General features: G+C 59.0%; 19 protein-coding genes and 3 tRNA genes. 20 read left to right on the top strand and 2 right to left on the bottom strand.

The genetic code is table 11. The annotated features are described in order from the left end of the window. Window positions 1-8 precede the first annotated feature (8 nt). The gene (locus L6D74_RS16940) at window positions 9-317 is read right to left on the bottom strand and encodes a YhbY family RNA-binding protein (protein ID WP_007953753.1); all 309 of its coding nucleotides are present in this window, start codon (window positions 315-317) and stop codon (window positions 9-11) included. 101 nt (window positions 318-418) lie between these two features. On the opposite strand from L6D74_RS16940, the gene rlmE reads away from it, so the two are divergent. From rlmE to L6D74_RS16855, 17 genes are all read left to right on the top strand, one after another. Next, window positions 419-1048, top strand: a complete 630-nt coding sequence (gene rlmE, locus L6D74_RS16935; RefSeq protein WP_007953751.1) for a 23S rRNA (uridine(2552)-2'-O)-methyltransferase RlmE — start codon at window positions 419-421, stop codon at window positions 1046-1048. 202 nt (window positions 1049-1250) lie between these two features. Continuing rightward, on the top strand, window positions 1251-3158 hold the full coding sequence (gene ftsH / locus L6D74_RS16930) for an ATP-dependent zinc metalloprotease FtsH (protein WP_011332403.1): 1908 nt from the start codon (window positions 1251-1253) through the stop codon (window positions 3156-3158). 8 nt (window positions 3159-3166) lie between these two features. Then, complete coding sequence (gene folP / locus L6D74_RS16925) at window positions 3167-4018, top strand: dihydropteroate synthase (protein WP_236189860.1); 852 nt, start codon at window positions 3167-3169, stop codon at window positions 4016-4018. 16 nt (window positions 4019-4034) lie between these two features. After that, the gene (glmM, locus tag L6D74_RS16920) at window positions 4035-5372 is read left to right on the top strand and encodes a phosphoglucosamine mutase (RefSeq protein ID WP_236189859.1); all 1338 of its coding nucleotides are present in this window, start codon (window positions 4035-4037) and stop codon (window positions 5370-5372) included. 65 nt (window positions 5373-5437) lie between these two features. Beyond that, entirely contained in the window at window positions 5438-6193 is a 756-nt protein-coding gene (tpiA, locus tag L6D74_RS16915; RefSeq protein ID WP_007953744.1) for a triose-phosphate isomerase, read from the top strand. Between the two features lie 4 nt (window positions 6194-6197). Further along, entirely contained in the window at window positions 6198-6581 is a 384-nt protein-coding gene (gene secG, locus L6D74_RS16910; protein WP_011332406.1) for a preprotein translocase subunit SecG, read from the top strand. A 22-nt stretch (window positions 6582-6603) separates the two neighbouring features. Then, window positions 6604-6689 (top strand) — tRNA-Leu (locus L6D74_RS16905). 97 nt (window positions 6690-6786) lie between these two features. After that, a tRNA-Met gene (locus L6D74_RS16900) sits at window positions 6787-6863 on the top strand. Between the two features lie 138 nt (window positions 6864-7001). Beyond that, complete coding sequence (gene rimP / locus L6D74_RS16895; RefSeq protein WP_039769696.1) at window positions 7002-7460, top strand: ribosome maturation factor RimP; 459 nt, start codon at window positions 7002-7004, stop codon at window positions 7458-7460. Window positions 7461-7507: 47 nt separating this feature from the next. Then, on the top strand, window positions 7508-8989 hold the full coding sequence (gene nusA, locus L6D74_RS16890) for a transcription termination factor NusA (protein ID WP_003221546.1): 1482 nt from the start codon (window positions 7508-7510) through the stop codon (window positions 8987-8989). A gap of 27 nt (window positions 8990-9016) precedes the next feature. Then, entirely contained in the window at window positions 9017-11533 is a 2517-nt protein-coding gene (infB, locus tag L6D74_RS16885) for a translation initiation factor IF-2 (RefSeq protein ID WP_064593340.1), read from the top strand. A gap of 159 nt (window positions 11534-11692) precedes the next feature. Next, entirely contained in the window at window positions 11693-12094 is a 402-nt protein-coding gene (gene rbfA / locus L6D74_RS16880) for a 30S ribosome-binding factor RbfA (RefSeq protein WP_007953741.1), read from the top strand. Between the two features lie 4 nt (window positions 12095-12098). Next, the gene (gene truB / locus L6D74_RS16875) at window positions 12099-13016 is read left to right on the top strand and encodes a tRNA pseudouridine(55) synthase TruB (RefSeq protein WP_007953739.1); all 918 of its coding nucleotides are present in this window, start codon (window positions 12099-12101) and stop codon (window positions 13014-13016) included. 141 nt (window positions 13017-13157) lie between these two features. Beyond that, window positions 13158-13427 carry a 30S ribosomal protein S15 gene (rpsO, locus tag L6D74_RS16870; RefSeq protein WP_011332409.1) on the top strand — a complete coding sequence of 90 codons (270 nt, stop codon included), beginning with the start codon at window positions 13158-13160 and terminating at the stop codon, window positions 13425-13427. Window positions 13428-13621: 194 nt separating this feature from the next. Then, the gene (pnp, locus tag L6D74_RS16865) at window positions 13622-15727 is read left to right on the top strand and encodes a polyribonucleotide nucleotidyltransferase (RefSeq protein ID WP_011332410.1); all 2106 of its coding nucleotides are present in this window, start codon (window positions 13622-13624) and stop codon (window positions 15725-15727) included. Window positions 15728-15856: 129 nt separating this feature from the next. Then, window positions 15857-15932: transfer RNA gene (locus tag L6D74_RS16860), tRNA-Thr, on the top strand. 234 nt (window positions 15933-16166) lie between these two features. Beyond that, complete coding sequence (locus L6D74_RS16855; RefSeq protein WP_039769697.1) at window positions 16167-16466, top strand: DUF6388 family protein; 300 nt, start codon at window positions 16167-16169, stop codon at window positions 16464-16466. Window positions 16467-16517: 51 nt separating this feature from the next. Here L6D74_RS16855 and nadC read toward each other — a convergent pair whose 3' ends face one another. Further along, window positions 16518-17366: a carboxylating nicotinate-nucleotide diphosphorylase gene (nadC, locus tag L6D74_RS16850; RefSeq protein WP_007953729.1), complete on the bottom strand. Its 849-nt coding sequence runs from the start codon at window positions 17364-17366 to the stop codon at window positions 16518-16520. Between the two features lie 255 nt (window positions 17367-17621). On the opposite strand from nadC, the gene L6D74_RS16845 reads away from it, so the two are divergent. From L6D74_RS16845 to ampE, 3 genes are all read left to right on the top strand, one after another. Further along, the gene (locus L6D74_RS16845; protein ID WP_236189858.1) at window positions 17622-19811 is read left to right on the top strand and encodes a DUF1631 domain-containing protein; all 2190 of its coding nucleotides are present in this window, start codon (window positions 17622-17624) and stop codon (window positions 19809-19811) included. Between the two features lie 64 nt (window positions 19812-19875). Further along, window positions 19876-20436 carry a 1,6-anhydro-N-acetylmuramyl-L-alanine amidase AmpD gene (ampD, locus tag L6D74_RS16840; protein ID WP_011332414.1) on the top strand — a complete coding sequence of 187 codons (561 nt, stop codon included), beginning with the start codon at window positions 19876-19878 and terminating at the stop codon, window positions 20434-20436. After that, window positions 20433-21266 carry a regulatory signaling modulator protein AmpE gene (gene ampE, locus L6D74_RS16835; RefSeq protein WP_039769185.1) on the top strand — a complete coding sequence of 278 codons (834 nt, stop codon included), beginning with the start codon at window positions 20433-20435 and terminating at the stop codon, window positions 21264-21266. Before ampD ends, ampE begins: the two co-directional genes overlap by 4 nt. Window positions 21267-21322 lie beyond the last annotated feature (56 nt).

The following is a 21322-nucleotide window of genomic DNA, read 5'->3' as shown; positions in this document are numbered from 1 at the left end:
CCTTGCCATCACTTGAAGCGATGGACGTTCGACAGCTGCTTGTTGACGCTGAAGTTCTTGCGGTAAATCAGTGCCATCTTGCCGATGACTTGAACCAGATCGGCCTTGCCGGTCTTGCACAGCTCTGCAACGGACGCCAGGCGCGCCTCGCGATCGAGGATGTTGAGCTTGATCTTGATCAGCTCGTGATCTGCCAATGCGCGTTCGAGTTCGGCTAAAACACCCTCAGTCAAACCGTTGTCAGCCACAGTCAGAACTGGTTTCAGGTGGTGACCAATGGATTTGTACTGTTTCTTCTGCTCTGGAGTGAGCGGCATAATCTGACCCTTTCGTCTGGATTCTGTAAAATGGCGGCCATTTTACCCGAGGGCTCGTGGATCCGCCCAATTAATCACGACCCTAATCAACGAGGTGCCCAATGGCGCGTTCCAAGACAAGCCTTGGTTGGCTGAAAAGACATGTCAATGATCCCTATGTGAAGCAAGCGCAGAAGGATGGCTACCGCTCGCGTGCGAGTTACAAGCTTCTGGAGATCCAGGAGAAATACAAACTGATCCGTCCGGGCATGAACGTCGTCGACCTGGGCGCGGCGCCTGGCGGCTGGTCGCAGGTCACCAGCCGGCTGATCGGTGGTCAGGGGCGACTGATCGCCTCGGACATCCTGGAAATGGACAGCATCCCGGACGTGACTTTCATCCAGGGTGACTTCACCGAGGATGCAGTGCTCGCTCAAATCCTTGAGGCTGTGGGTAATTCGCAGGTGGACCTTGTGATTTCCGATATGGCCCCCAATATGAGTGGTACGCCTGAAGTGGACATGCCAAAAGCCATGTTCCTTTGCGAGCTGGCGCTTGATCTGGCGGAACGGATACTCAAGCCGGGTGGCAATTTTGTGATCAAGATTTTTCAGGGCGAAGGGTTCGATGTCTACCTGAAGGATGCTCGCAAGAAGTTCGACAAGATCCAGATGATCAAGCCGGACTCCTCTCGTGGCAGCTCTCGTGAGCAATATATGCTGGCATGGGGCTACCGCGGTCGTAGCGAGTAAAACGAGGTTTTTTGGCGGGGTGATAGGTTTTTCGTATTTCGCCCCGCGCGCATAAGCGAATATTGTGTAGAAAGTGTTTCACAAAGGGTTACAGACGGCGCCTGCCAGAGCTGTAGGTAATGTAGTAAGTTAGGCCGGTGAATATCATGCGAAGCGCGCGCCAGTAGCGGAGCTTGCTTCAGAGGGTAGTTAATTGAACGATATGGCAAAGAATCTGATCCTGTGGTTGATCATCGCGGCAGTCCTGGTGACGGTGATGAACAACTTCTCCAGCCCTAACGAGCCGCAGACCCTCAACTATTCCGACTTCATCCAGCAGGTCAAGGATGGCAAGGTCGAGCGCGTGGCCGTCGACGGCTACGTGATTACCGGCAAGCGCAACGATGGCGACAGCTTCAAGACCATTCGTCCGGCAATCCAGGACAATGGCTTGATCGGCGACCTGGTCGACAACCACGTTGTGGTCGAAGGCAAGCAGCCTGAGCAGCAAAGTATCTGGACCCAGCTTCTGGTAGCCAGCTTCCCGATCCTGGTGATCATCGCGGTGTTCATGTTCTTCATGCGCCAGATGCAGGGCGGCGCTGGCGGCAAGGGCGGGCCGATGAGCTTCGGCAAGAGCAAGGCGCGTCTGCTGTCCGAAGATCAGGTGAAAACCACACTGGCTGACGTTGCCGGTTGCGACGAAGCCAAGGAAGAAGTGGGCGAACTGGTCGAGTTCCTCCGTGATCCGGGCAAGTTCCAGCGCCTGGGCGGCCGCATTCCTCGCGGCGTGCTGATGGTTGGTCCTCCGGGTACCGGTAAAACCTTGCTGGCCAAGGCGATTGCCGGCGAAGCCAAGGTTCCGTTCTTCACCATTTCCGGTTCCGACTTCGTCGAAATGTTCGTCGGTGTCGGTGCCAGCCGCGTTCGTGACATGTTCGAACAGGCCAAGAAACACGCACCATGCATCATCTTCATCGACGAGATTGACGCCGTTGGTCGCCATCGTGGCGCCGGTATGGGCGGCGGTCACGACGAGCGCGAGCAGACTCTCAACCAGTTACTGGTGGAGATGGACGGTTTCGAAATGAACGACGGCATCATCGTCATCGCCGCGACTAACCGTCCTGACGTGCTGGACCCTGCTTTGCTGCGTCCGGGTCGTTTCGACCGTCAGGTGGTGGTCGGCTTGCCGGACATCCGTGGTCGCGAGCAGATCCTCAAGGTTCACATGCGTAAAGTGCCAATGGGTGATGATGTTGCTCCGGCTGTTATCGCACGTGGTACTCCGGGTTTCTCCGGCGCCGACCTGGCGAACCTGGTCAACGAGGCTTCGCTGTTCGCTGCCCGTGCCGGTAAGCGCATCGTCGAAATGAAAGAATTCGAACTGGCCAAAGACAAGATCATGATGGGCGCCGAGCGCAAATCCATGGTCATGTCCGAGAAGGAAAAGCAGAACACCGCTTATCACGAAGCAGGCCACGCCATTGTCGGTCGCGTCGTGCCCGAGCATGATCCGGTCTACAAGGTGTCGATCATCCCTCGCGGTCGTGCGTTGGGTGTGACCATGTTTCTGCCGGAAGAGGATCGTTACAGCCTGTCCAAGCGTGCGCTGATCAGTCAGATCTGCTCGCTGTACGGCGGCCGTATTGCTGAAGAGATGACTTTGGGCTTTGACGGTGTGACGACTGGTGCTTCCAACGACATCATGCGTGCGAGTCAGATTGCGCGGAACATGGTGACCAAGTGGGGTCTGTCGGAAAAACTCGGTCCGTTGATGTACGCCGAAGAAGAGGGGGAAGTATTCCTCGGTCGCGGCGGTGGCGGTCAGAATGCCAGCTTCTCCGGTGAGACAGCCAAGCTGATCGACTCTGAAGTACGCAGCATCATCGATCAGTGCTACGGCACGGCCAAACAGATCCTCACGGACAACCGCGACAAGCTCGATGCCATGGCGGATGCACTGATGAAGTACGAGACGATCGATGCCGAGCAGATCGACGACATCATGGCTGGTCGTACACCTCGCGAGCCTCGCGATTGGTCGGGCGGCACCGGTACTGGCACACCGCCTGTCATTCAGGGCGAGCGTCCGGAAACACCGATTGGCGGTCCGGCTGCCGACGTTTAAGGTTTGAAATGACTTCTGTACAGTCCCTGACCCGGTTGCCTTGCGGCAACCGGGTTCTTGATTTGGCCCGGACGCATGTCATGGGCATTCTCAATGTCACTCCTGATTCTTTTTCCGACGGTGGCCGATACAGCCAGCTCGACGCGGCCTTGCGTCATGCCGAAGCCATGGTTGCGGCGGGTGCAACGCTGATCGATGTGGGCGGCGAGTCGACCCGCCCGGGCGCGCGGGCGGTTTCTCCGTTGGAGGAGCTGGAACGTGTCGCTCCCGTCGTCGAGCTTATCAATCGCGAACTGGATGTGGTCATATCGGTCGATACGTCCACTCCGGCGGTCATGCGCGAAACAGCGCGTTTGGGTGCTGGCTTGATCAACGACGTTCGTTCGCTACGGCGGGATGGCGCGCTTGATGCGGCGGCGGCCACGGGATTGCCCGTGTGCCTGATGCACATGCTCGGCGAGCCTGGCGATATGCAGGATGATCCGCGTTATCAGGATGTCACCCGGGAAGTGGGTGAGTTTCTTGCCGAACGCATGGTTCAGTGCGAGGAGGCAGGCATTCCGGCCGAGCGGATCATTCTTGATCCGGGCTTCGGCTTCGCCAAAACCCTGCAGCACAATCTAAGCTTGTTCAAGCATATGGAAGCCCTGCATGCGTTGGGGCGGCCGCTATTGGTGGGCGTTTCGCGCAAAAGCATGATCGGCCATGCATTGAATCGCCCCGTGGGTGAGCGTCTGTATGGCGGTTTGGCACTGGCTGCACTGGCATCGGTGAAAGGCGCGCGTATATTGCGCGTCCATGATGTGGCGGAAACGGTGGACGTGGTGCGAATGCTCGCAGCCGTGGAATCAGCCGAATAAGAATGATGGAGCACTTATGAGCAAGAAATATTTTGGTACCGACGGGATTCGTGGTCGCGTCGGGGAATACCCGATCACTCCGGACTTCATGCTCAAGCTCGGCTGGGCTGCCGGTATGGCCTTTCGCAAGATGGGTGCCTGCAAGGTGCTGGTCGGCAAGGACACGCGAATTTCCGGCTACATGTTCGAATCGGCACTTGAGGCTGGCCTGACATCGGCGGGCGCCGATGTAATGCTGCTCGGTCCGATGCCGACTCCGGCCATCGCCTACCTGTCGCGTACATTCCAGGCTGAGGCCGGAATCGTGATCAGTGCATCGCACAATCCGCATGACGATAACGGCATCAAGTTTTTCTCCGGCAAGGGCACCAAGCTGCCCGATGAGTTGGAACTGATGATCGAGGAATTGCTCGATACGCCAATGACTGTTGTGGAGTCGAGCAAGATTGGCAAGGTGTCGCGAATCAATGATGCGTCCGGTCGCTATATCGAGTTTTGCAAGAGCTCTGTGCCGACCGGCACCAGTTTTTCCGGACTGAAGATTGTCATCGACTGCGCGCACGGAGCTACCTACAAGGTCGCGCCGAGCGTATTCCGTGAGTTGGGTGCCGAAGTTGTGGTTCTGTCCGCGCAGCCCAATGGTCTGAATATCAACGACAACTGTGGCTCCACGCACATGGGGCAATTGCAGGCGGCGGTGTTGTCCGAGCATGCGGATCTGGGTATCGCCTTCGATGGTGATGGTGATCGGGTGCTGATGGTCGACCACACCGGGGCGATAGTCGATGGTGACGAGCTGATTTTCATCATCGCGCGCGATCTGTATGAGCGAGGCAAATTGCAGGGCGGTGTGGTCGGTACGCTGATGAGCAATCTGGGCCTGGAGTTGGCTCTGGCGGATCTGGGTATTCCTTTTGTGCGTGCAAATGTCGGCGACCGCTATGTGATTGCTGAATTGCTGGAGCGCGATTGGCTGGTCGGGGGCGAGAACTCCGGACATGTCGTTTGCTTCAACCACACGACGACTGGCGATGCGATCATTGCGGCGTTGCAGGTGCTGATGGCATTGAAAACACGCAACGAAGGTCTGGCGCAAACTCGTCAGGCCCTGCGTAAGTGTCCTCAAGTGCTGATCAACGTGCGCTTCGGCGGTGGCGACAGCCCGCTGGAGCACCCGGCTGTCAAGGAGGCGAGCGCACGCGTAACCCAGGCTATGGCGGGGCGCGGGCGTGTGCTTTTGCGCAAGTCCGGGACAGAGCCTCTGGTACGTGTGATGGTCGAAGGCGAGGACGAAATCCAGGTTCGTGGCTATGCCGAAGAACTGGCAAAACTGGTAACTGAAGTTTCTGCCTGATTCGGCTTGCCAGCCATGATTGTGTTGGGTAACATCTGCGCCCACTTTGACCGACGAGGTACAGCATGCGTCGCCCTATGGTAGCTGGTAACTGGAAGATGCACGGTACCCGCGCCAGCGTCGCTGAGCTGATCAACGGCCTTCGTCATCTGGCCTTGCCAAGCGGTGTTGATGTCGCGGTATTCCCGCCTTGCTTGTATATCAATCAAGTGATTGATGGCTTGAAAGGCAAATCGATTTCGGTCGGTGCGCAGAATTCTGCGGTGGAATCCATGCAAGGTGCATTGACGGGCGAGATTGCGCCGAGTCAGTTGGTGGATGCAGGTTGTTCCCTGGTGCTTGTCGGGCACTCCGAACGCCGCCAGATCATGGGTGAGCGAGACGGAATGCTGAATCGCAAGTTCGCAGCGGCACAGGCATGTGGCTTGATTCCGGTGTTGTGTGTAGGGGAGACCCTGGAGCAGCGCGAAGCCGGAAAGACTCTTGAGGTTGTCGGGCGTCAGCTGGGCAGTATCATCGAGGAGCTGGGTGTCGGTGCTTTTGCCAACGCAGTGATCGCTTACGAGCCGGTCTGGGCGATTGGTACCGGGCTGACTGCAACGCCGCAACAGGCTCAGGATGTGCATAAAGCCATTCGCGAGCAGTTGGCGGCAGAGAATTCTGAAGTGGCACGAGGTGTGCGGCTTCTATACGGCGGCAGCGTGAAGGCGGCCAATGCGGTCGAACTGTTCGGCATGCCGGATATCGATGGGGGGCTCATTGGTGGAGCTTCCCTGAATGCAGATGAGTTCGGTGCGATTTGTCGCGCCGCGGGAAACTGAAAAAATGCTGGAAACAGTCGTAGTCGTTTTTCATCTGCTGGGTGCATTGGGCGTAGTTGCTCTGGTTTTGCTGCAGCAGGGTAAAGGTGCGGACGCTGGCGCGTCTTTCGGAGCAGGTGCTTCAAATACTGTGTTCGGAAGCCAAGGTTCCTCTACCTTTCTTAGTAAGTTTACTGCTATACTTGCCGCCGGTTTCTTCATAACCAGCTTGGGGTTAGGATACTTTGCTAAAGAGAAGGCTCATCAGCTGACTCAAGCAGGTTTGCCAAACCCGGCAGTGTTGGAAGTTCCAAAGCAACAACCGGCTTCTGATGATGTCCCGGTGCTTCAAGAGCAAAAGTCGGCTACTCCAGCGACTGACGTACCTCCAGCTCAAGAGCAGAAGTAAGAAGGGTTTCAAACGTAGTATTGCCGAGGTGGTGGAATTGGTAGACACGCAACCTTGAGGTGGTTGTGCCCATAGGGTGTAGGGGTTCGAGTCCCCTTCTCGGTACCAATTAGTCAGGAGAGCCCGCTGTTGCGGGCTTTCTTGCAGGTGGAAGGTTACATTGACCCTAAAAGGGATCGGTCGTATACTTCCGCCCCAGCTTTGTCGCGGGGTGGAGCAGTCTGGTAGCTCGTCGGGCTCATAACCCGAAGGTCGTCGGTTCAAATCCGGCCCCCGCAACCAGTTTAAGGAGCCCCTTTTAAGGGGCTTTTTGTTAGCTGGACACTTTCAACGCCGCTGTTCGACGGCGTTTCAAGGATGGGCGTTTCGCCCATTTTTTTATTTTGCATAGCATGCACATACATGCACGAGGGGGTTCAGGTGTCGAGCAAGCTAGAAGAGTTGCAGGCCTTGCTGGCCCCGGTGGTCGTGGCCCTAGGCTATGAATGCTGGGGTATTGAGTTTTCGGCTCAAGGTCGCCACTCAATGTTGCGCGTTTATATCGATAAGGAAGGCGGCGTACTGGTGGACGATTGTGCCATCGTCAGCCGTCAGATCAGCGGTGTGCTGGATGTTGAAGATCCGATCTCCGTTGAATACACCCTTGAAGTTTCCTCGCCAGGCATGGAACGCCCACTGTTCACTCTTGAGCAGTTTGCCAAATATGTCGGTGAACAAGTGAAGATCAAGCTGCGCTCGCCTTTTGAAGGTCGACGCAACTTTCAGGGCCTTCTGCGCGGTGTAGAAGAACAGGACGTCGTGGTGCAGGTAGATGACCATGAGTTCCTGTTGCCGATCGATATGATCGACAAGGCCAACATTATTCCCAGTTTTGACTGAGACGCGGATCCCGCGGATCCAATGGCTTGCGAAAGGCGAGGCGTACGATGAGCAAAGAAGTACTGCTGGTTGTTGAGTCGGTATCCAATGAAAAGGGTGTACCGGCAAGCGTAATTTTTGAAGCGCTGGAGCTGGCTCTGGCCACTGCTACCAAAAAGCGTTTTGAAGACGAAGTTGATCTGCGTGTGGAAATCAACCGCCACACCGGTTCTTACGAAACTTTCCGTCGCTGGACGGTCGTCGAAGAGAATGATCTCGATGATCCGGCCATCGAAACCTGGCCGAGCAAGGTTGCTGAAACGCACCCTGGCGCCAAGGTTGGCGACGTCGTTGAAGAAAAGATCGAGTCCATCGAGTTCGGCCGCATCGCTGCGCAGACCGCCAAACAGGTCATCGTGCAGAAAGTGCGCGAAGCCGAGCGCGCTCAAGTGGTTGACGCTTATCGCGAGCGCCTGGGAGAAATCATCTCCGGCACCGTGAAGAAAGTGACCCGCGACAACGTGATCGTCGACCTGGGTAATAACGCTGAAGCGTTGCTGGCCCGTGAAGACATCATCTCTCGCGAAACCTTCCGTGTTGGCGTGCGTCTGCGTGCGCTGCTCAAGGAAATCCGCACCGAGAACCGCGGCCCTCAGTTGATCCTGTCGCGTACCGCGCCGGAAATGCTGATCGAGCTGTTCCGTATCGAAGTGCCGGAAATCGCTGAAGGTCTGATCGAAGTCATGGCCGCCTCCCGTGATCCGGGTTCGCGTGCCAAGATCGCTGTCCGCTCCAAGGACAAACGCATCGACCCGCAAGGCGCGTGCATCGGTATGCGCGGTTCGCGCGTCCAGGCCGTGTCGGGCGAGTTGGGTGGCGAGCGTGTCGATATCGTCCTGTGGGACGACAACCCGGCACAGTTCGTGATCAATGCCATGTCGCCGGCAGAAGTGGCGGCCATCATCGTTGACGAAGATGCCCATGCCATGGACATCGCCGTTGGCGCAGACAATCTGGCTCAGGCCATCGGTCGTGGTGGTCAGAACGTGCGTCTGGCGAGCCAGCTGACTGGCTGGACCCTGAACGTGATGACTGAATCGGACATCCAGGCTAAGCAACAAGCGGAAACCGGCGACATCCTGCGCAACTTCATCGACGAGCTGGAAGTCGACGAAGAACTGGCTCAGGTGCTGGTAGACGAAGGCTTCACCAGCCTGGAAGAGATTGCCTACGTACCGTTGGAAGAAATGCTCAACATCGACGGCTTTGACGAGGACATCGTCAACGAGCTTCGCGCTCGTGCCAAGGATCGCTTGTTGACCAAAGCCATCGCTACTGAGGAAAAGCTGGCAGACGCCCATCCGGCCGAAGACCTGCTCTCGCTTGAGGGTATGGACAAGGATTTGGCGATGGAACTGGCGGTGCGCGGCGTAATTACCCGCGAAGACCTGGCCGAGCAGTCTATTGACGATCTGCTCGACATCGACGGCATTGACGATGATCGTGCCGGCAAGTTGATCATGGCCGCCCGAGCCCACTGGTTCGAGTAATTAGGCGCGGCCTGAGGAGAGAAGTGCATGACGCAAGTCACGGTGAAACAACTGGCCGATGAGGTCAAAACACCGGTAGAGCGCCTGTTGCAGCAGATGCGTGAGGCAGGTCTGCCGCACACCGCCGCCGAAGAAAATGTGACTGACAGTGAGAAGCAATCCCTGCTGACCCACTTGAAAAGCAGCCACAAGGCGAAAGTGGAAGAGCCACGCAAGATCACGCTGCAGCGTAAAACCACCAGCACCCTGCGTGTGGCTGGCAGCAAAAGCATCAGCGTTGAAGTCCGCAAGAAGAAAGTTTTCGTACAGCGTAGCCCGGAAGAAATCGAAGCCGAGCGCAAGCGTGAACTGGATGAACGTCGCGCAGTAGAAAATGCTGCCCGTCAGAAGGCTGAAGAAGAAGCCCGCGTGCGCGCCGAAGAAGAAGCGCGTCGCCAGCCTGCTGCGCCGTCCGCTCCTGCCGAAGCCGTCGCTGCCCCTGCGCCAGTGGCCGAACCAGTGCGCGAAGCTGCGCCGGTTGTGGCTGCTGCGCCAGCTGCCGACACTCGCAAGCGTGACGAACAGCGCCGTCCGGACAAACCACGTGCTGACGACAACAACCGTCGTGGCGGTGGTGATGGCGAGCGCAAAAACGCTCCGCATCGCGCATCGGTCAAGGAAAAGGCTCCGGCTCCACGTGTGGCGCCACGCACTACCGACGAAGAGAGCGATGGCTTCCGTCGCGGCGGTCGCGGCAAGGCCAAGCTGAAGAAACGCAACGCCCACGGTTTCCAGAGCCCGACCGGCCCTGTCGTGCGTGAAGTGAAGATCGGCGAAACCATCACTGTTGGCGATCTCGCCCAGCAGATGTCGGTCAAGGCTGCCGAAATCATCAAGTTCATGTTCAAGCTGGGCACCCCGGCCACCATCAACCAGGTACTGGATCAGGAAACTGCCCAGCTGGTCGCAGAAGAACTGGGCCACAAAGTGACCCTGGTCAGCGACACCGCCCTGGAAGATTCCCTGGCCGAGTCCCTGAAGTTCGAAGGTGAAGCGGTTCCTCGTGCGCCGGTCGTGACCGTAATGGGTCACGTTGACCACGGTAAGACCTCGCTGCTCGACTACATCCGTCGTGCCAAGGTAGCTGCTGGCGAAGCCGGCGGTATCACCCAGCACATCGGTGCATACCACGTTGAAACCGAACGCGGCATGGTCACCTTCCTCGACACCCCTGGTCACGCCGCGTTTACCGCCATGCGTGCCCGTGGTGCCAAGGCGACCGACATCGTGATCCTGGTGGTTGCGGCGGACGACGGCGTGATGCCACAAACCATCGAAGCCGTTCAGCACGCTGTTGCTGCTGGCGTTCCGTTGGTGGTTGCGGTGAACAAGATCGACAAGCCGGGTGCTGATCTCGATCGCATCCGCAGCGAACTGTCGGCTCACGGCGTGACCTCTGAAGACTGGGGTGGTGACACTCCATTCGTTCCGGTCTCCGCGAAGATGGGTACCGGCGTCGACGAGCTGCTTGAAGCTGTATTGCTGCAGGCTGAAGTTCTCGAGCTGACCGCCACTCCTTCGGCTCCTGGCCGCGGTGTCGTGGTTGAATCGCGTCTCGACAAGGGCCGTGGCCCGGTGGCGACCGTTCTGGTTCAGGACGGTACGCTGCGTCAAGGCGACATGGTGCTGGTCGGCTCGAACTATGGCCGCGTGCGCGCCATGCTCGACGAGAACGGCAAGCCGATCAAGGAAGCGGGTCCGGCCATTCCGGTCGAGATCCTCGGCCTGGACGGTACGCCTGACGCCGGCGACGAAATGAGCGTGGTTGCCGACGAGAAGAAAGCCCGTGAAGTGGCTCTGTTCCGTCAAGGCAAGTTCCGCGAAGTCAAACTGGCTCGCGCTCACGCCGGCAAGCTGGAAAACATCTTCGAAAGCATGGGCCAGGAAGAGAAGAAGACGCTCAACATCGTCCTCAAATCCGACGTCCGTGGTTCGCTGGAAGCCTTGCAGGGCGCTCTCAACGGCCTGGGCAACGACGAAGTGCAAGTGCGCGTGGTCGGTGGCGGTGTCGGTGGTATCACAGAATCCGACGCCAACCTGGCACTGGCTTCCAACGCTGTACTGTTCGGCTTCAACGTGCGTGCCGATGCCGGCGCACGGAAGATCGTCGAGCAGGAAGGTCTGGACATGCGTTACTACAACGTGATCTACGACATCATCGAAGACGTCAAGAAAGCCCTGACCGGTATGCTTGGCAGCGACGTTCGCGAGAACATCCTCGGTGTGGCCGAAGTCCGTGACGTGTTCCGTTCGCCGAAGTTTGGCGCGATCGCTGGTTGCATGGTGATTGAAGGTGTTGTGCACCGTAACCGTCCGATCCGTGTACTGCGTGAAGACATCGTGATCTTCGAAGGCGAGCTGGAATCCCTGCGCCGCTTCAAGGATGACGCTTCCGAAGTACGTGCCGGCATGGAATGCGGTATCGGCGTGAAGAGCTACAACGACGTCAAAGTCGGCGACAAGATCGAAGTCTTCGAGAAGGTTCAGGTTGCTCGCAGCCTCTGACTCGCGCACTTCAAGGGCCACGTCGGGCCGCCGCATGCAAGTGCGCGGCACGGCGTCAGGACTCTAAACGCAACGCCCGGTCTGGCTTTTGTCAGGCCGGGCGTTTGCCGCTTTCAGACCTTGCGGGTTTCACCGCAGGGCAGTAACAGGTAACAAATCATGGCAAAAGAATACAGCCGTACCCAACGTATCGGCGATCAGATGCAGCGTGAGCTGGCCCAGCTGATCCGTCGTGAAGTCAAAGACCCGCGCGTCGGCCTGGTCACCATTACCGCTGTGGAAGTCAGCCGTGACGTCGGTCACGCGAAGATCTTCATTACCGTGATGGGGCAGGACAACGCCGAAGACATCGCGCAAAGCATCAAGGTGCTCAACGCTGCCGCCGGTTTCCTGCGCATGCAGCTGGCCCGCGAAATGAAGCTGCGCAGCGTGCCGCAATTGCACTTCCACTACGACGAAAGCGTCGTGCGGGGTGCGCACCTGTCGGCCCTGATCGAGCGCGCTGTGGCTGAGGACAATCAGCACGTGGCTGCGGCAGAACCCGAAGACACCAAGGAGTAACTCGGTGGCTCAGGTCAAACGTATCCGTCGTAACGTCAGCGGCATCATCCTGCTCGACAAGCCGTTGGGGTTCACCTCCAACGCCGCGTTGCAGAAGGTTCGCTGGCTGCTCAACGCCGAGAAGGCCGGTCATACCGGCAGTCTCGATCCTCTGGCCACCGGCGTTCTGCCGCTGTGCTTTGGCGAGGCGACCAAGTTCTCGCAGTACCTGCTCGATTCCGACAAGGGTTACGAAACCCTGGCGCAACTGGGCAAGACCACCACCACGGCGGACGCCGAGGGTGAGGTTTTGCAGGAGCGCCCGGTGACCGTTGGTCAGGCCGACATTGAAGCGGTTCTGCCGAAATTTCGCGGCCAAATCAGTCAGATACCGCCGATGTACTCCGCTCTCAAGCGTGATGGCCAGCCGCTGTACAAGTTGGCCCGTGCAGGCGAAGTAGTGGAGCGCGAACCGCGTTCTGTTACTATTGCGCGCTTGGAATTGCTGGCCTTCGAAGGCGATACTGCGCGACTCGCGGTGGATTGCAGCAAGGGCACCTATATTCGCACCCTGGTGGAGGATATCGGTGAGCAACTCGGTTGTGGTGCGTACGTCGCTGAATTGCGTCGTACCCAGGCCGGGCCTTTCACCCTGGCGCAGACCGTGACCCTCGAAGAGCTGGAAGCGGTACATGCCGAAGGCGGCAACGAAGCGGTCGACCGCTTCCTGATGCCATCGGACAGCGGTCTGCAGGATTGGCCGCTGCTGCAGTTCTCGGAAGCGAGCGCGTTCTACTGGCTCAATGGCCAGCCGGTACGTGCCCCGGATGCTCCGAAGTTCGGCATGGTGCGGGTACAGGATCACAACGGTCGCTTCATCGGTATCGGTGAAGTGAGCGAAGACGGGCGCATCGCGCCGCGTCGACTGATTCGGTCAGAATGACCGGAAACCGGTCTGTGTAACAGCAGGCCGGCGAGTGTGGCTGTCAACAGGCACGGTCACTACTCATTTATAGATACAGGGATTTGTCCCTGGCCTGTTGAAACTGTTTTTGAAACAGTTTCCTGATAAAAGGATTGCCTCATGGCTCTCGACGTTCAAGAAAAAGCTCAAATCGTTGCCGACTACCAGCAAGCTGTTGGTGACACTGGTTCGCCAGAAGTGCAAGTTGCACTGCTGACCGCCAACATCAACAAACTGCAAGGTCACTTCAAGGCCAACGGTAAAGACCACCACTCCCGTCGTGGTCTGATCCGCATGGTTAACCAGCGTCGCAAGCTGCTGGACTACCTGAAAGGCAAGGACGTGAGCCGTTACAGCGCTCTGATCGCTCGCCTGGGTCTGCGTCGCTAATCAGCGATTGCGCTATGAGGTTGGTTGTCTGTCAGACGTCAGCGGGTTTCCGCCGGCGTCCGGCAGGCTCCCAGCCTCAAGTTTTATCTGGATACACGTTTTACCCTGGACAGGCGTCGGGCCGATTCCCGGCATTGCCCAAGAATTTCGCAAGAAACCAGTTCCCCCAAGAGCCACAAAGAAGGTAGGACACCGTGAACCCGGTAATCAAAAAATTCCAGTTCGGTCAGTCGACCGTTACCCTCGAGACTGGCCGTATCGCCCGTCAGGCCTCCGGCGCAGTATTGGTCACCGTTGACGACGACGTCAGCGTATTGGTGACCGTAGTCGGTGCCAAACAAGCCGATCCGGGCAAGGGCTTCTTCCCTCTGTCCGTTCACTACCAGGAAAAGACTTACGCTGCCGGTAAGATCCCTGGCGGTTTCTTCAAGCGTGAAGGCCGTCCTTCCGAGAAAGAAACCCTGACTTCCCGACTGATCGACCGTCCGATCCGTCCACTGTTCCCGGAAGGTTTCATGAACGAAGTGCAGGTTGTCTGCACCGTCGTTTCCACCAGCAAGAAGACCGATCCGGACATCGCTGCGATGATCGGTACCTCGGCTGCCCTGGCGATCTCCGGCATTCCGTTCGACGGCCCGATCGGCGCCGCTCGCGTTGCTTTCCACGAAAGCACCGGCTACCTGCTGAACCCGACCTACGAGCAGCAGGCTGCCTCGAGCCTGGACATGGTCGTTGCCGGTACTTCGGACGCCGTACTGATGGTTGAATCGGAAGCCAAAGAGCTGACCGAAGACCAGATGCTGGGCGCAGTACTGTTTGCTCACGACGAATTCCAGGTCGTGATCAACGCCGTTAAGGAACTGGCTGCCGAAGCTGCCAAGCCAACCTGGACCTGGGCACCTGCTCCAGAAGCCACCGAGCTGCTGGCCGCTATCCGTTCCGAGTTCGGCGAAGCGATCTCCCAGGCTTACACCATCACCATCAAGGCCGACCGTTACGCGCGTCTGGGCGAGCTGCGTGACCAGGTTGTGGCCAAGCTTTCCGGTGAAGAAGGCCAGCCTTCGGCTGCCGACGTCAAAGCCGCTTTCGGTGAAATCGAATACCGCACCGTTCGCGAAAACATCGTTAACGGCAAGCCACGTATCGACGGTCGCGACACCCGCACCGTACGTCCGCTGAACATCGAAGTCGGCGTTCTGCCGAAGACTCACGGTTCGGCACTGTTCACCCGTGGCGAAACCCAGGCTCTGGTTGTCGCGACGCTGGGCACCGCCCGTGACGCGCAACTGCTGGATACCCTGGAAGGCGAGAAAAAAGACCCGTTCATGCTGCACTACAACTTCCCTCCGTTCTCGGTGGGCGAGTGTGGTCGCATGGGTGGCGCCGGTCGTCGCGAAATCGGTCACGGCCGTCTGGCCCGTCGTTCGGTTTCGGCCATGCTGCCTGCCGCTGACGTGTTCCCGTACACCATCCGTGTGGTATCGGAAATCACCGAATCCAACGGTTCGAGCTCGATGGCTTCCGTTTGCGGCGCTTCCCTGGCCCTGATGGACGCTGGTGTTCCGATGAAGGCACCGGTTGCCGGTATCGCCATGGGTCTGGTTAAAGAAGGCGAGAAGTTCGCCGTCCTGACCGACATCCTGGGTGACGAAGACCACCTGGGCGACATGGACTTCAAAGTAGCCGGTACCGCCAAAGGTGTGACCGCGCTGCAGATGGACATCAAGATCAAGGGCATCACCGAAGAGATCATGGAAATCGCTCTGGGCCAAGCCCTGGAAGCGCGCCTGAACATCCTCGGCCAGATGAACCAGATCATCGGCCAGTCGCGTACCGAACTGTCGGCCAACGCTCCGACCATGATCGCGATGAAGATCGACACCGACAAGATCCGTGACGTTATCGGTAAGGGTGGCGCGACCATCCGTGCGATCTGCGAAGAAACCAAGGCTTCGATCGACATCGAAGACGACGGCTCGATCAAGATCTTCGGCGAAACCAAGGAAGCGGCTGAAGCAGCACGTCAGCGCGTTCTGGGTATCACCGCAGAGGCCGAGATCGGCAAGATCTACGTCGGCAAGGTTGAGCGCATCGTCGACTTCGGCGCATTCGTCAACATCCTGCCGGGCAAGGACGGTCTGGTTCACATCTCGATGCTGAGCGACGCTCGCGTAGAGAAAGTGACCGACATCCTGAAAGAAGGCCAGGAAGTGGAAGTGCTGGTACTGGACGTGGACAACCGCGGCCGTATCAAGCTGTCCATCAAAGACGTGGCCGCTGCGAAGGCTTCGGGCGTTTAATCACCCCGCAGCTCCAGCGCAATGAAAATGCCCCGCCGTGAAAACGGCGGGGTATTTTTTTGTCCGTGAAATATCGAGTCATTCGGCGAAGTTGCCGACCTGCAAGACCGGTGCTAGGTTTAGCCCACCGCCCGTGTAGCTCAGCCGGTAGAGCAGCGCACTCGTAACGCGAAGGTCGCAGGTTCGATTCCTGTCTCGGGCACCACCTCTCCCTTATCCTTTTGAACCGGCATTTATGTTCCACAGGTCAACTTTTTGTGGGAGAGATGTAAAGAGCCGTGTAATTCGTCATGCAAACGTCCTATATTCGGTGCCTGCATGAGCATCGCCCAGCAGTTTTCAGATGATCCCGAATGGTTCCGAAGGCCGGACAGTCCGCGTCAGAGAGATCCTTGATGATCCAGATCCATCCTCCATTCCTATGATCAGCGAGAACGCCATGACCGAATTAACTCAAGAGCAACGTCACGAAGAAGCGCTTAGAAAATACATTCTGGATGTCCCGGATCTGAAGGAAGAGATCAAGGACCTGAGTCCCGATGATCAGAAAGACCAGATCCAGTGGGCGTTCGAAGATGAAGCCGAAGCCCAGGGCCTGCAGCCGTGGGAATTGACCCTCAAGTACACCAGCACGCCTGAGGAGTTCGAGGCCAAGCGCCTGGAGCTGCACAAGGAAGCGGCCGAAGTGTTGGGCGTCGAGTGGGAAGAGTACTGCGAGATGAACAATCTGGTGGTCTGAAACAAAAACGCCAGCCTCGAAAGGGCTGGCGTTTTTTATTGCGTGATCGACTCAGATGCTCAGGCGCATCGACAGATCCACGGCCTTCACGTCCTTGGTCATCGCGCCGATCGAGATGTAATCCACCCCGGTCTGTGCGATCGGCAGCAGCGTGCTTTCGTTGATGCCGCCACTGGCTTCCAGTTTTGCCTTGCCGCCGTTCAGGCGCACGGCTTCGCGCATGTCGTCGAGGCTCAGCTCATCGAGCATGATGATGTCGGCACCGGCGGCCAGCGCCTCCTTCAGCTCTTCCAGACTTTCCACTTCGATTTCCACCGGCTTGCCCGGGGCGATCTTGTGCGCAGCGGCAATGGCCTGCGGGATGCCGCCGCTGGCAGCGATGTGGTTTTCCTTGATCAGGAACGCGTCGTAGAGACCGATGCGATGGTTATGGCAACCGCCGCAGGTGACCGCGTATTTCTGCGCCAGACGCAGGCCCGGCAGGGTCTTGCGGGTGTCGAGCAGTTTTACCGAGGTCTCGGCGACGAAGTCCGCCAGGTACTGCGCGCGGGTCGCCACGCCCGACAGCAATTGCAGGAAGTTCAGGGCGCTGCGCTCGCCGGTCAGTAGCGACCGGGCAGGGCCTTCCAGATGAAACAACGGCTGATTCGGCGAAACCCGTTCGCCATCGCGCACCTGCCAATGCACCGCCACCCGCGGATCGAGCTGGCGGAACACCGCATCGACCCAGGCCGTGCCACTGATGACGGCGGCGTCACGGGTGATGATGGTGGCTTTGGCCAGGCGTTCGGCCGGGATCAGTTGCGCGGTGATGTCGCCGCTGCCGATGTCTTCGAGCAACGCACGGCGCACGTTGGCTTCGATTTCGGCGGTCAAATCGGCGAGACGTAGATTCGGCATAACGGGCTCCACAAACTAAGTGGTCCGATTATAGGGGCATGGCGTCGGCCAACCCAAGGCGAGAACAGCCACGCAGCGCTGCATCCGGTCGATTTTCTTTGAGCAAACCCGATTCTGTCGTGGTCACTTCAAGGTGCCGGCGCATAGGGGAAACCCTGACGGCTCTGGCGCCGGGGACATCTTTTGCAAGATAATCCGCCTTGCATTTGACGCCATGAGTTTGACGTCGGCAAATCACCGTTTCAGGAGGCTTGGATGCACAACGACGGGAATGTAGTGCCTCTGCACAAGGCCACTACCGATCAGGCGCCTCACTCGCCGCTCGCCCGCCTGCCTGTGATTCTGCTTCAGGTTCGCGACAAGGCTGCCCAGCGCCTGCGCAACGGTTTGCAGGAGCTGTTCGATAACGCCGACGACACCCTGTTCGAAATGGCCGATCGGGCGCGTAACGACGTCGAACAGAACATCTTTTTCGAAGCCATGCGCGACCTGCGCCTCAAGCGCAAGAACATCGAGCGCGGTTTTCTCGAGCAGTTCTTCGAAGCCTTTGTCGGCCTCACTCAATTCGATCCCGTCCCCACCGTCCTGTCTCACGCCTTGCAATATGGGGACACCTCGGCGCGCACTGATGACATGGAGCGCAGCGTCGCGGTCGAAACCATGGTCGGCCGCGTACTCAATCGCGACGGGTTCGCCCTCGATCAACTGACCGCGCGGTTCAATGCGTTGTTGGGCAAGACTCTGGGCGATCATTACAACCCGCTGGGCCCGGCGATGCTTTGCGAGTACTTCCTGCAGGCCGGGCGCAATCTGGGGGTGGAGATCAAGGTCAAGCTGATCCTGCTCAAATTGTTCGAGCGCTATGTGCTGGCCGATACCGATCAACTCTACGCCGAAGCCAACCAACTGCTGATCGCCACGGGCGTGTTGCCCGAACTCAAGCCGGCACCGGCCCGTCGTGCCATCGATCAGGCCGTGGCCAGCGTGCAGAGTGAATTCAAGGGCGTCGACAAACCTCAGACGGATGCGGGCGTGCAGGACGTCTTCGCCGCGTTGCAGGAGTTGCTGCTGCATGTGCGCGGTACCGTTGCGCCGACCCTGGAACCCAGCGCTCCCGCCCAACCAATTTCCACCCGCGACCTGCTGCGCCTGCTCTCGCACCTGCAGCAATACGTGCCGGCGCTGGCGGTGCAGGACGACTTCGATCTGCGTCATCAACTTGAACAACTGCTGACCCGGGTCAGCGTGCGCAGCGGCAAGTCGCGAATTGTCGGCGGGGCTGACGAGGACGTGATCAATCTGGTGGCCATGGTCTTCGACTGCATTCTCGATGATCGCAACCTGCCGGATTCCCTCAAGGCGCTGATTGCCCGGTTGCAGATCCCGATGTTGAAGGTCGCGGTGATCGACAAAAGCTTCTTCAGCCGCAGCAGCCATCCGGCGCGCCGCCTGCTCAACGAAATCGCCGAGGCGGCGATGGGCTGGGGCGAGTGCGACGGTAATGCGCGCGACAGCCTGTACCTGCGCATCGAGCAAGTGGTGCAGCGCCTGCTGACGGATTTCGTCGATGACCCGGCGATTTTTTCCGAGTTGCTGGCGGACTTCCTCGCCTTCACCAGTGACGAGCGCCGTCGCAGCGAATTGCTTGAACAGCGTTTGCGCGATGCCGAAGAGGGCCGGGCGAAAACCGAACTGGCTCGCCAGCGGGTCGAGCAGGCGCTCAATCAGGCTTTGCTGGGCAAGGTCCTGCCACCGTCGGTGGTGACGTTCGTGCAGGACGCCTGGAGCAAGGTGTTGCTGCTGACCTGCCTCAAGCACGGCGATCAGTCCGCCGAATGGCAGGCCGACGTGCAGACCATGGAGCAATTGATCTGGAGCGTGCAGCGTCACGACGACGCCGAAGCCGGTCTGCGTCTGCTGGCGCTGGTGCCGGGATTGCTCAAGTCATTGCGCGACGGCCTGAGCACTTCGGCCTTCGATCCGTTTGCCACCAGCGGTTTTTTCAGTGAGCTGGAAGCGCTGCATGTGCGGCTGCTCGAACCGTCCAGCGCACCGGATCAGTCCGTGCTGCCGGAAATGATCGAAGTGTCGCAGACGATTGTCCTGCAGATGGCTGACGACGGTCTCAAACCACGCACGCCAGCGCGTTTGCCAGCCGACGATGTCGGTCTGCGCCAGGTCGAACAGTTGCGTCTGGGCAGTTGGGTGGCGTTCGAGGAGGACGAAGAACACACTCTGCGCTGCAAGCTGGCGGCGATCATCGAGGCTACCGGCAAGTACGTGTTCGTCGACCGCACCGGCATGAAAGTGCTGGAGCGCGACCGCACGGAACTGGCCCTGGCGTTTCGTCGCGGCGCGGTGCGGGCGCTGGACGACACCTTGCTGTTCGACCGGGCGCTGGAGTCGGTGCTCGGCAATCTGCGGCGGCTCAATCGCGGCAAGTGATCGCGCGCCGGGGGCCGATCACGGCATACTGGTCGCCAACACAGTCGGCGTTGAAGGAATCGGTATGCAGTTGGATCCCGCAAGCGGGTGGTGTCACGGGGTGCAGGTCTGCCCTTCGCCCAACTTCAATGAACGCCCGGCGGGCGAAGTCTCCCTGTTGGTCATCCACAACATCAGCCTGCCGCCGGCACAGTTCGCCACCGGCAAGGTCCAGGAATTTTTCCAGAATCGTCTGGATGTCACGGAACATCCCTACTTTGCGGGGATCGCCGACCTGCGCGTGTCGGCGCATTTTCTGATCGAACGTGACGGCAAGGTCACCCAGTTTGTCTCCTGTCTTGAGCGCGCCTGGCATGCCGGCGTTTCGGTGTTCGAGGGACGGGAAACCTGTAACGATTTTTCCGTAGGCATCGAGCTGGAAGGCACCGATGATCTGCCGTTCACTGACGCGCAGTACCAGGCGTTGACCGTGCTGACCCGGCAGATACAGGCGGCGTTCCCGGCGATCACCGTCGAGCGCATCTGCGGGCACAGCGACATCGCCCCCGGACGCAAGACCGACCCCGGACCCGCATTCGACTGGGCACGCTACCGCGCCGCCCTGGCACAAGAGGAAGGACAATGAGTTTTCTGGTGTTACTGCTGGCGGTATGGATCGAGAAGTTCTCGGCTCTGCGCCAACGGGTGCAACGCGATGGCGGATGGATCCGCGAACTGCACAAGCTTGAAACCGGTGGGCTGGCGAAACAGCCGTGGCTGGTGCTGATTGTTCTGGTGCTGCTGCCGGTGGCATTGCTGGGCTTGTTGCTGCTGGTGCTGGAGCCGGTGGCCTATGGTCTGCTGGCATTGCCGGTGCATTTGCTGGTGGTGATTTACAGCCTGGGGCGGGGTGACCTGCTCGGCGAACTCGGGCCGTTTCGCGACGCCTGGCGCCGTGAGGACCTGCAGGCCGCCGCCCATGTGGCCAAGCGTGATCTGAACATCTGCGCCGAAAGCGGAGAACAATTGCTGGAGCAAGTGCAGCGGCATCTGTTGTGGCAGGCCTACCAGAGCTTTTTTGCGGTGATTTTCTGGTACTTCCTGCTCGGTCCGGTGGCGGCACTGAGTTACCGCTTGCTGGCGCTGGCGGAGGAAAACGCCCAGAACCCGGCAGTGGCCGAACGGGCAGGGCAACTGCGTCATGCCTTCGACTGGGTGCCGGTGCGCCTGCTGGCGGCGAGCCTCGCCCTGGTCGGCAATTTCGTCGCGGTCAGTCGGGTGATGCTGCACGAGCTGCTGAACTGGAACATCAGCGCCGCGCAACTGATCAACAGGGTCGGGCTCGCGGCCGGGGAAATCCCGCCGGCCGCTGTCGGCCCCGAAGGCATCAACACCCTCGACTGCCTGTGGGAGTTGCTGCTGCGGGCGGCGGTGCTGTGGTATGCCGGATTTGCCCTGTGGACAGTGCTGGCGTAGGCCGTTCGAGTAATGAGGGGGGCAATCCCCCTCGTTAACCTTAAGTTACAAAACCT

It is taken from the genome of Pseudomonas pharyngis, from assembly GCF_021602345.1.
Taxonomy (GTDB): domain Bacteria; phylum Pseudomonadota; class Gammaproteobacteria; order Pseudomonadales; family Pseudomonadaceae; genus Aquipseudomonas; species Aquipseudomonas pharyngis.
This window is presented reverse-complemented; position numbering and strand designations above follow the sequence as displayed.

Bases quoted from the DNA above. Each gene is read 5' to 3' on its own strand.
- rlmE (WP_007953751.1), top strand. From the start codon at position 419: ATGGCGCGTTCCAAGACAAGCCTTGGTTGGCTGAAAAGACATGTCAAT.
- nusA (WP_003221546.1), top strand. From the start codon at position 7,508: ATGAGCAAAGAAGTACTGCTGGTTGTTGAGTCGGTATCCAATGAAAAG.
- ampD (WP_011332414.1), top strand. From the start codon at position 19,876: ATGCAGTTGGATCCCGCAAGCGGGTGGTGTCACGGGGTGCAGGTCTGC.
- glmM (WP_236189859.1), top strand. From the start codon at position 4,035: ATGAGCAAGAAATATTTTGGTACCGACGGGATTCGTGGTCGCGTCGGG.
- folP (WP_236189860.1), top strand. From the start codon at position 3,167: ATGACTTCTGTACAGTCCCTGACCCGGTTGCCTTGCGGCAACCGGGTT.
- secG (WP_011332406.1), top strand. From the start codon at position 6,198: ATGCTGGAAACAGTCGTAGTCGTTTTTCATCTGCTGGGTGCATTGGGC.
- ampE (WP_039769185.1), top strand. From the start codon at position 20,433: ATGAGTTTTCTGGTGTTACTGCTGGCGGTATGGATCGAGAAGTTCTCG.
- ftsH (WP_011332403.1), top strand. From the start codon at position 1,251: ATGGCAAAGAATCTGATCCTGTGGTTGATCATCGCGGCAGTCCTGGTG.
- rbfA (WP_007953741.1), top strand. From the start codon at position 11,693: ATGGCAAAAGAATACAGCCGTACCCAACGTATCGGCGATCAGATGCAG.
- infB (WP_064593340.1), top strand. From the start codon at position 9,017: ATGACGCAAGTCACGGTGAAACAACTGGCCGATGAGGTCAAAACACCG.
- L6D74_RS16845 (WP_236189858.1), top strand. From the start codon at position 17,622: ATGCACAACGACGGGAATGTAGTGCCTCTGCACAAGGCCACTACCGAT.
- L6D74_RS16940 (WP_007953753.1), bottom strand. From the start codon at position 317: ATGCCGCTCACTCCAGAGCAGAAGAAACAGTACAAATCCATTGGTCAC.
- nadC (WP_007953729.1), bottom strand. From the start codon at position 17,366: ATGCCGAATCTACGTCTCGCCGATTTGACCGCCGAAATCGAAGCCAAC.
- rpsO (WP_011332409.1), top strand. From the start codon at position 13,158: ATGGCTCTCGACGTTCAAGAAAAAGCTCAAATCGTTGCCGACTACCAG.
- L6D74_RS16855 (WP_039769697.1), top strand. From the start codon at position 16,167: ATGACCGAATTAACTCAAGAGCAACGTCACGAAGAAGCGCTTAGAAAA.
- tpiA (WP_007953744.1), top strand. From the start codon at position 5,438: ATGCGTCGCCCTATGGTAGCTGGTAACTGGAAGATGCACGGTACCCGC.